Here is a 2,227-nt window from a genome sequence, read left to right as displayed (position 1 = left end):
CGAGGAACAGTTCGCGCCGTGTTTTGCGTTTCTTGATAGTGTATTCGGCTTCGGCGAAGGTCAGTTGGCTCATGATTGAATCTGTGTATGTTGGAAATGGGGTAAATTATGCCAGACTGGAGCAGTTTTTCAGAGGTTCCTTAGCGCCCCTCTTTAACTAAAAAACAAAATACGCGACTATCATTAAGATTACAAACAATCCGCCCCAAACTAGCCGAGCAGAAAAATCTAAGCTTTTAGATCTAGTATACTCATCCTTGGTTTCAGACCTAATTCCTATAAACTTCACCTCAATAATGCGTATAAAAAATAGAAAAATACAAACAATCCCGAAAGAAAAAAATAAATAGAGCCACTCTTTTTTAATCGAAAGAAAAAGCGAAACTACAAGTAAGAGAACACCAAATATTACCATGAGGGGTTCTGAAACCGGAGTTTTAACATACACGAACTTACCACAAGAAGGGCAATGTGCAGGTTTAGAAAGCGTAGCGACTATGACACGCAAGGCATTTAACCTATTACCACAATCACATATCATTTTGAGCCCCCATTACAACAGCATTAACCAAATGTGCTCCCGTTAATGCATCACCGTGCATTTCGGACATTTGAAGCATATTACCAGCAACAGCCACAGCCCCTATCCCGATCTTCAAATATATTCGTCCGGGCATTTTACTAAGGCCATATGCAGCTGCTGCCCTTCCCGTGACATAGCCCTCAGCCGTGTTAGATGCTGATGACAACACAAGGGCGGTCATAGCCTCATCAAGGGTAAGATCATAAAGTGCCAAACCGATTCGTCCGGCCTCATCACTGATATATTGGTGGGTGGAGGCACACTCTGATGACCAAGCTGAGCAAACATTACTTGCCCAATATGATCCGCCGTATCCAATAGCTTTGACAATACCAGCACCCAATGATTTAAATCCTTTTCCAAAACCTCGCCAAAATCCAACTAGCCTATCAAGTTCACGAGCTCCGTACCCGATGGAGATAAAGGCCTTTTGTGCATTCGAATCCCCCCTAACTACCACTTCTTCATCATAAGGAGTCCCCGCGGGGGACACTTTACTATCCTCGGTATCATCTTCATTTCCCGCGTCATCAGAGGACGAGTCCGAACTACTGGCAGAGGAAGTTTGTGAGACATACCGGTAACGCCCTCCTGTTGAATTTGATGGCCCGCCATTCGTCAAAGTCGAAAGATTCGTTGGTGAGATTTCTCTCCATCCGCCACCACCTCGCGACGTAAATGGGCTTCTTTCTGATTTGTCAGTGACCTCTACGCCTTCCACTGACTCACCTCCAACATCACCACCGCCACCACCATCCAGGTGGACTTCATCATCATCTTCAGTTACAAAGCCCGTAGGATCTGTAAAACCCACCGGGTTGTTGAAAGCGTAGCTGTAACGATTCTAGCTCTGACTGAAGGTCGGTGCCTGCACTAAGGGATCCGGACTCAGGAATCTCCCCAAGGTCGGATCATATATCCGCCCATTCATATGGATCAAGCCGGTCCTGTCCAGGTGCTCGTGGCCGGTGAAGCCCCGGTTGGTGACCAGGCTCTGGGAGGCCAGCAGAACTTCCAGACCTTGCGGGTCCATCTCCTGGCTCCAGTCGGCTTTTCTGCGTTTGCCGCTGGGGTCGAAAGCGGTGTCGAGAATCAGACTTCCACTTTCATCCGTGACTTTTTCAATGGAACCCAGGTGGTCCCGGTGCAGGTACTGGAATTCGCCAGTGCTGCCCATGGTATCGGTGATGCCGATATGCACCACATTGTTGTCCAGCTTGGTTCTTTCCACCTTGGTGATGGTTGCATCGCCGGGGATCAGCTCTTCGTAGGTGCCCACGTAGAAGGCTTTCTCCGTTTGCAGGTGGCCGCCCTCCATCCAGCTGGATTCCCGGTAGAAGCGCTGGCCGTTGGGGCCGTAGTGGAATTTGTCTCTGGCAGTGGGGGTTGCGGTGCTCTGACTGTCACCAACAGTGACTTCGGTGGCCATTTGCCGGGCATTCCAGCGAATCCACTTGTCTTCGCTGACCGCCGCATCGTAGTGGGTGATGGCCCCGTTTAGGTCGTAGTTCAGGCTATAGCTTTCCCCTCCGATGGTGACACTGCTCACCGCATTGGGACCGGCATTGCCAGACCCGCCGTACTGGTAGCCGGTGACATTGGTATCGGCCCCGTGGCTGCTGGTCTTGCTGGTGATATTGCCCA

At 49.8% G+C, this 2,227-nt stretch carries 2 protein-coding genes; both read right to left on the bottom strand.

Annotated elements, in window-relative coordinates; genetic code table 11:
- Nucleotides 1-530 precede the first annotated feature (530 nt).
- A complete protein-coding gene (locus tag AB1S50_RS19330) occupies nucleotides 531-1,397 on the bottom strand; it encodes a hypothetical protein (RefSeq protein ID WP_367152892.1) in 867 nt (288 codons plus the stop codon).
- 30 nt (nucleotides 1,398-1,427) lie between these two features.
- A partial coding sequence (locus AB1S50_RS19325; RefSeq protein ID WP_367152891.1) for an RHS repeat domain-containing protein occupies nucleotides 1,428-2,227 on the bottom strand: 800 nt, incomplete at its 5' end.

Origin of the sequence: Microbulbifer discodermiae (assembly GCF_040742695.1) — a bacterium.
Lineage (GTDB): Bacteria > Pseudomonadota > Gammaproteobacteria > Pseudomonadales > Cellvibrionaceae > Microbulbifer.
This window is presented reverse-complemented; position numbering and strand designations above follow the sequence as displayed.